Annotated in this window: 2 protein-coding genes; both read left to right on the top strand. The window is 33.5% G+C overall.

All coding sequences use genetic code 11. The features are described from left to right. The first annotated feature begins 487 nt into the window (after positions 1 to 487). Positions 488 to 7,048 carry a S8 family serine peptidase gene (locus HT697_RS05905; RefSeq protein WP_173262525.1) on the top strand — a complete coding sequence of 2,187 codons (6,561 nt, stop codon included), beginning with the start codon at positions 488 to 490 and terminating at the stop codon, positions 7,046 to 7,048. Positions 7,049 to 7,531: 483 nt separating this feature from the next. Further along, the gene (locus tag HT697_RS05900) at positions 7,532 to 7,840 is read left to right on the top strand and encodes a hypothetical protein (protein ID WP_001815396.1); all 309 of its coding nucleotides are present in this window, start codon (positions 7,532 to 7,534) and stop codon (positions 7,838 to 7,840) included. Positions 7,841 to 7,918: the final 78 nt, after the last annotated feature.

The raw sequence follows: 7,918 nt of genomic DNA, 5'->3' as shown, positions 1-7,918 counted from the left end.
GATTTTCATTGAGTATTAGTTGCTAGAGCAAGACAATCGTAAAGCCTAGGTCACAGGTGAACATATGACTGAAGATTTGAAAAAATAGATATGTATAAATAACCGTTAAGTCTTATTATTAGCGGTTATTTATATTGTTTAATAGCGCTGATATTTCATCAATGATGTTTGACTTTGTGATTTTGGTAGTGGTTCAATTTGATTGCTACTATTTTTGATGGTATGAATGTGCTTATAATGTATCCCCGTTAAGTACGAAACTTTTGGATCATTTATTAACATGCGTTAAAAATAAAATTAACCAGCCTTAATTTTTCTTGACTTAAATTTTTTAAATGATATACTATTTTTATGGAGAGCTAACAATTATATATAAATGTACTACTCTATTTCCTAGATAATACTTAGTAAAACTTTTTATAACAAAGGCTAGCAAAGTTAAAGTTTTCTATCTATTGGAAGTTAAATAAATATGTAAGGAATTAAAATGAAAAAAAGTACAGTATTGTCATTAACCACAGCTGCAGTTGTTTTAGCAGCATATGTCCCTAATGAGGTAGTCTTAGCAGACACATCTAGCTCTGAAGATGCTTTAACTATCTCTGATACAGAAAAAGTAGTAGTAGATAAGGAAGCAGAAAATAAAGAAAAACATGAAAATATTCATAATGATATAGAAACTTCCAAGGATACTGAAGAGAAGAAAACAACGGTTATTGAGGAAAAAGAAGTTGTTAGTAAAGAATCTGTGATAGATAACAAAACTAGCAATGAAGAAGCAACAATCAAAGAAGATTCCAATCAATCCCAAGAAGATAAAGCTAACTCGTCTGCAAGTAAAGACCCAGAAAGTCCCAAAAAAGAGGATAAACTTGTCTATATTGCTGAATTTAAAGATAAAGAATCTGGAGAAAAAGCAATCAAGGAATTATCCAATCTTAAGGATACAAACGTTTTATATACCTATAATACGATTTTTAATGGTGTTTCAATAGAAACAACTCCAGATAATCTGGATAAAATTAAACTAATAGAAGGTATTTCATCGGTTGAACGGTCACAAAAACTCCAACCCATGATGAATCATGCCCGAAAGGAAATTGGAGTTGAGGAGGCTATCGATTACCTAAAGTCTATCAATGCTCCATTTGGTAAAAATTTTGATGGTAGAGGTATGGTCATTTCAAATATCGATACCGGGACAGATTATAGGCATAAGGCCATGAGGATTGATGATGATGCTAAAGGCTCAATGAGATTTAAAAAAGAAGACTTAAAAGGTACTGATAAAAATTTCTGGTTGAGTGATAAGATTCCTCATGCTTTCAATTATTATAATGGTGGTAAAATTACTGTAGAAAAAGCTGATGATGGGAGCGATTATTTTGATCCACATGGGATGCATATTGCAGGGATTCTTGCGGGAAATGATACTGAAAAAGATATTAAAAACTTTAACGGAATAGATGGAATTGCTCCTAATGCACAGATCTTCTCTTATAAAATGTACTCTGACGCAGGATCTGGCTTCGCAGGAGATGAAACAATGTTTCATGCTATTGAAGATTCCATTAAACACAATGTCGATGTTGTTTCGGTATCATCTGGTTTTACAGGAACAGGTCTTGTAGGTGAGAAATATTGGCAAGCTATTAGAGCATTAAGAAAAGCAGGCATTCCAATGGTTGTAGCTACAGGTAACTATGCGACTTCTGCTTCAAGTTCTTCATGGGATTTAGTGGCAAATAATCATCTGAAAATGACCGACACTGGAAATGTAACGCGAACAGCAGCACATGAAGATGCGATAGCGGTTGCATCTGCTAAAAATCAAACAGTTGAGTTTGATAAAGTTAACATAGGTGGAAAAAGTTTTAAATACAGAAATATAGGAGCCTTTTTCGATAAGAATAAAATCACAACAAATGAAGATGGTTCAAAAGCTCCTGATAAATTGAAATTTGTATATATAGGCAAAGGCCAAGACCAAGAGTTGATAGGTTTGGATCTTAAGGGCAAAATTGCAGTAATGGATAGAATTTATACAAAGGATTTAAAAAATGCTTTTAAAAAAGCTACGGATAAGGGTGCACGCGCCATTATGGTTGTAAATACTGTAAATTACTACAATAGAGATAATTGGACAGAGCTTCCAGCTATGGGATATGAAGCGGATGAAGCTACTAAAAGTCAAGTGTTTTCAATTTCAGGAGATGATGGTGTAAAGCTATGGAACATGATTAATCCTGATAAAAAAACTGAAGTCAAAAGAAATAATAAAGAAGATTTTAAAGATAAATTGGAGCAATACTATCCAATTGATATGGAAAGTTTTAATTCCAACAAACCGAATGTAGGTGACGAAAAAGAGATTGACTTTAAGTTTGCACCTGACACAGACAAAGAACTCTATAAAGAAGATATCATCGTTCCAGCAGGATCCACATCTTGGGGGCCAAGAATAGATTTACTTTTAAAACCCGATGTTTCGGCACCTGGTAAAAACATTAAATCTACTCTCAATGTCATTAATGGGAAATCAACTTATGGCTATATGTCAGGAACTAGTATGGCAACTCCAATCGTAGCAGCTTCTACTGTTTTGATTAGACCGAAGTTAAAGGAAATGCTTGAAAGACCTGTATTGAAAAATCTTGAGGGAGATGACAAAATAGACCTTACAAGTCTTACAAAAATTGCTTTACAAAATACTGCGCGACCTATGATGGACGCAACGTCTTGGAAAGAAAAAAGCCAATACTTTGCATCACCTAGACAACAGGGAGCAGGGCTAATTAATGTTGCCAATGCTTTGAGAAATGAAGTTGTAGCGACTTTCAAAAACAAGGATTCTAAAGGTTTGGTAAACTCTTATGGTTCTATTTCTCTTAAAGAAATAAAAGGAGAAGAAAAATATTTTACAGTTAAGCTTCACAATACATCAGACAGACCTTTAACCTTTAAAGTTTCAGCATCAGCGATAACTACAGATTCTCTAACTGACAGATTAAAACTGGATGAAACATATAAAGATGAAAAATCTCCAGATGGGAAGCAAATTGTTCCAGAAATCCATCCAGAAAAAATCAAAGGAGCAAATATCACATTTGAGCATGATACTTTCACTATAGGCGCAAATTCTAGCTTTGATTTGAATGCGGTTATAAATGTTGGAGAGGCTAAAGACAAAAATAAATTTGTAGAATCATTTATTCATTTTGAGTCAGTGGAAGAAATGGAAGCTCTAAACTCTAACGGGAAGAAAATAAACTTCCAACCTTCTTTGTCGATGCCTCTAATGGGATTTGCTGGGAATTGGAACCACGAACCAATCCTTGATAAATGGGCCTGGGAAGAGGGTTCAAAATCAAAAACAATGGAAGGTTATGATGATGATGGTAAACCGAAAATTCCTGGAACCTTGAACAAGGGTATTGGTGGAGAACATGGTATAGATAAATTTAATCCAGCAGCTATTATTCAAAACAGAAAAGATAAAAATATTACATCACTAGACCAAGACCCAGACTTATTTGCCTTTAACAACCAAGGTATTCATGCAGAATCCACTAGTGGATCTAATGTTGCTAGGGTATATCCACTTGACTCAAAGGGAGAACCACAAAGTGTTTCACTAGAAAGAGGATTAACCCCTTCTCCACTTGTATTAAGAAGTGCAGAAGAAGGATTGATTTCAATAGTAAATATAAATAAAGAGGGAGAAAATCAAAGAGACTTAAAAGTCATTTCGAGAGAACACTTTATTAGAGGAATTTTAAATTCTAAAAGCAATGATGCAAAGGGAATCAAATCATCTAAACTAAAAGTTTGGGGTGATTTGAAGTGGGATGGACTCATCTATAACCCTAGAGGTAGAGAAGAAAATGAACCAGAAAGTAAGGATAACCAAGATCCAGCTACTAGGATAAGAGGACAATTTGAATCAATAGCTGAGGGTCAATACTTCTACAAATTCAAATATAGATTAACCAAGGATTATCCATGGCAAGTTTCTTATATACCAGTAAAAATTGATAATACAGCTCCAAAAATTATTTCAATTGATTTTTCTAATCCAGATAAAATTAAATTGATCGCAAAAGATACCTACCACAAGGTAAAGGATGAGTACAAACACGAAACCTTGTTTGCTAGAGACCAAAAAGAACATCCTGAGAAATTTGAAGAAGTAGCCAACGAAGTATGGTACGCAGGTGCAGCTCTTGTCGATAAGTATGGAGATGTTGAGAAAAGTCTTGATGTAACTTACGCCGGAGAGGGTGAGGGAAGAAATAGGAAGCTTGATAAAGATGGAAATACTATCTACGAAATTAGCGGAGCAGGAGATTTAAGAGGAAAAATCATCGAAGTAATCGCCCTAGATGGTGCAAGCAACTTCACCAAAATCCATAGAATTAAATTTGATGACCAAGCTGATGAAAAAGGAATGATTTCTTATTACCTAGTAGATCCTGACAAAAATGCTTCTTCTTACAAAAAACTAGGGGAAATTTCTGAAGATAAACTTAAAAATGCCCAAAGTCCAGAAGCCTCAAATAACGTAGAAGAAAAGAAAGAGACTGTTGAAGAAAAACCTATAGAGGGACCTTCAACTCTAGAGTTAGACAAAGAAATCTCTACTGTAAGAAACTTTGAAAATAAAGACCTAAAGAAACTAATTAAAAAGAAATATAAGGAAGAAGAAGACTTTGTAAATGGCGGAAAAAGAAAAGTAGAGCTTGATTATCAATATGACGATGAAGGAAATATAACTGCCTATGTGGATGGAAGTGCTCTAGAATATGAGACTGAGAAACTTGATGATGTTAAATCAAAGCTTGGTGGTGTATTAAGCCCATCAAAGGATGGACATTTTGAAATTCTTGGAAAAGTAAGTAATGTATCCAAAAATGCTAAGGTATATTATGGAAATACCTATAAATATATAGAAATCAAAGCGACCAAGTATGATTCCAATTCAAAAACGATGACATTTGATTTATACGCTAATATTAATGATATTGTGGATGGATTAGCTTTTGCAGGAGATATGAGATTCTTTGTTACAGATGATGGTCAGAGAAAAGCTGAAACGAAGATTAGAATGCCTGAAAAAAATAGGGAAACTAAGACAGAATATCTCTATGCATCAAGTTATGGGAATATAATAGAATTAGGGGAAGGAGATCTTTCAAAGAACAAACCAAACAATTTAACTGAAATGGAATCTGGTAAAATCTATTCTGATTCAGAAAAACAACAATATCTATTAAAGGATAATATCATTCTGAGAAAAGGCTATGCACTAAAAGTGACTACCTATAATCCTGGAAAAACGGATATGTTAGAAGGAAATGGAGTCTATAGCAAGGAAGATATAGCAAAAATACAAAATTCCAATCCTAATCTAAGAGCCCTTTCAGAAAAAATAATTTATTCTGACAGTAGAAATGTTGAAGATGGAAGAAGTACTCAAGCTGTATTAATGTCGGCTTTGGACGGCTTTAACATTGTAAGGTATCAAGTGTTTAGATTTAAAATGAACGATAAAGGGGAGGCAATCGATAAAGACGGAAATCTTGTAACAGATCCGTCTAAACTTGTATTATTTGGTAAGGATGGTAAAGAGTACACTGGAGAGGATAAGTCCAATGTAGAAGCTATAAAAGAAGATGGCTCTACGTTATTTATTGATGCAAAACCAGTAAATCTTTCAATGGACAAGAACTACTTTAATCCATCTAAATTTAATAAAATTTATGTACGAAATCCAGAGTTTTATTTAAGAGGTAAGATTTCTGATAAGGGTGGTTTTAACTGGGAATTGAGAGTTAATGAATCTGTTGTAGATAATTATTTAATCTACGGAGATTTACACATTGATAACACTAGAGATTTTAACGTTAAGCTTAATGTTAAAGACGGTGACATCATGGACTGGGGGATGAAAGATTATAAAGCAAACGGATTTCCAGATAAGGTAACAGATATGGATGGAAATGTTTATCTTCAAACTGGCTATAGCAATTTGAATGCGAAAGCGGTTGGAGTACACTATCAATTTTTATATGATAATGTTAAACCAGAAGTAAACATTGATCCCAAGGGAAATACAAGTATCGAATATGCTGATGGAAAATCTGTAGTCTTTAACATCAATGATAAAAGAGATAATGGATTCAATGGTGAGATTCAAGACAAACATATTTATGTAAATGGAAAAGAATATAAATCATTTGATGATATTAAACAACTAACAGATAAGACACTAAATATTAAGATTCTTGTAAAAGATTTCGCAAGAAATACAACCGTAAAAGAATTCATTTTAAACAAAGATACGGGAGAGGTAAGAGAACTAAAACCTCATAGGGTAACTGTGACCATTCAAAATGGAAAAGAAATGAGTTCAACGATAGTGTCGGAAGAAGATTTCATTTTACCTGTCTATGAGGGTGAATTAGAAAAAGGATATCAATTTGATGGCTGGGAAATTTCTGGTTTCAAAGGGAAAAAAGACGTTGGCTATGTTCTTAATCTATCAAAAGATACCCTTATAAAACCTGTATTCAAGAAAATAGAGGAGAAAAAGGAGGAGGAAAATAAACCTACTTTTGATGTATCGAAAAAGAAAGATAAGGTACAAGCAAATCATAGTCAATTAGATGAAAATTACAAAAAGGAGGATTTACAAAGAGAACATCATTCACAAAAACCTGATTCAACTAAGGATGTCAAATCTACAGTTTCTGTACAAGTAAATTATAGTCAATTAGATGAAAGTCAAAGATCTGATTCAACTAAGGATGTTACAGCTCCAGTTCCTGATAAAAATGATAAAAACTTTGAAAATAAGAAGGAAGTTTATCTTAATGAACCAGAGAATATAGCTAATAAACATACCAATATCGATAGTAAATCGGATACTAACAATTCTGATAGATTGCCAAAAACCGGAACAGTTAGAGAAGGTTTTACACCATTCATTGCTGGAATAATGTTTACCTTAGGTGCATTTCTTGGATTAAAGAAAAAAGATCAAGATTAAGACAAAAGCTATAGAAAAATGGTTTGTGTACTGAGATAGTATGATGATGAAACAGTTTTGTAAAAATAGCTATTTATAACTTAATTATTTAGTTTACTTTACTATTGATACTCTTTTTTGGATCTATTAATAGACTTAGTTTCGATAACTAATGAATTGATTGAAAGGGTTAGTATTGACAATATTGGTCATATTGATTAGAAAATAGAGTCTATCAAAATTTAAAGGCTAATAGAGGTGATGAGACAATTTCAAGGAATTAAGTAGCGTTTGGTTGCTTAATTCCTTTTTATTTGGAAGGAAGTTTTTCACCTATTTCCTTATTTTACGGCTATTATTGAGCCACTTAGACCGAGATTGAGACCAGATAGGCAAACGAACTTGTTTTTGAAATTGACCTCTGTTATAATGATTTTTGTAAGGAACAGGAGGCGTCACTATCAGATAACTCAAGTTCCTAAAAAAGAAATCGGAGATAAAGAAATGAAAAAATTATTGGGGATTGTATTTTTAGTAGCAGCAGCGACAGTAGTGTATTTTGGTTCTGTTGGCTGGCCAAGTTTGGATGTCAACCTATGGTCCCTGATTCCGGTAGGATTGTTCCTCTTTTTCACACTAGAGAATCTTTTGAAAAAAGACTACAAGGCTAGTCTGATGTGTTTGATTATTGCCTTCATCATCGCAAATGCAATTTTGGATCTGTTGCCAATTTCAAGTGGCTTGGTGATTGGAGCAGGTGTGCTGGCTTGTGTAGGTATTGGTTATCTCTTTCCTGATAAAGAAGGAAAATAATACTCTTCGAAAATCTCTTCAAACCACGTCAGCTTCCATCTGCAACCTCAAAACAGTGTTTTGAGCAATCTGCGGCTA

The sequence above is a fragment of the Streptococcus sp. 1621 genome (assembly GCF_013276615.1).
In the GTDB taxonomy this organism is placed as follows: domain Bacteria; phylum Bacillota; class Bacilli; order Lactobacillales; family Streptococcaceae; genus Streptococcus.
The sequence above is the reverse complement of the archived record's forward strand: the minus strand, read 5'-3'. Positions and strand labels throughout refer to the sequence as shown.

What these genes read in the sequence shown, in the direction of transcription:
- HT697_RS05905 (WP_173262525.1), top strand. Translation starts at nt 488, where the DNA reads ATGAAAAAAAGTACAGTATTGTCATTAACCACAGCTGCAGTTGTTTTA.
- HT697_RS05900 (WP_001815396.1), top strand. Translation starts at nt 7,532, where the DNA reads ATGAAAAAATTATTGGGGATTGTATTTTTAGTAGCAGCAGCGACAGTA.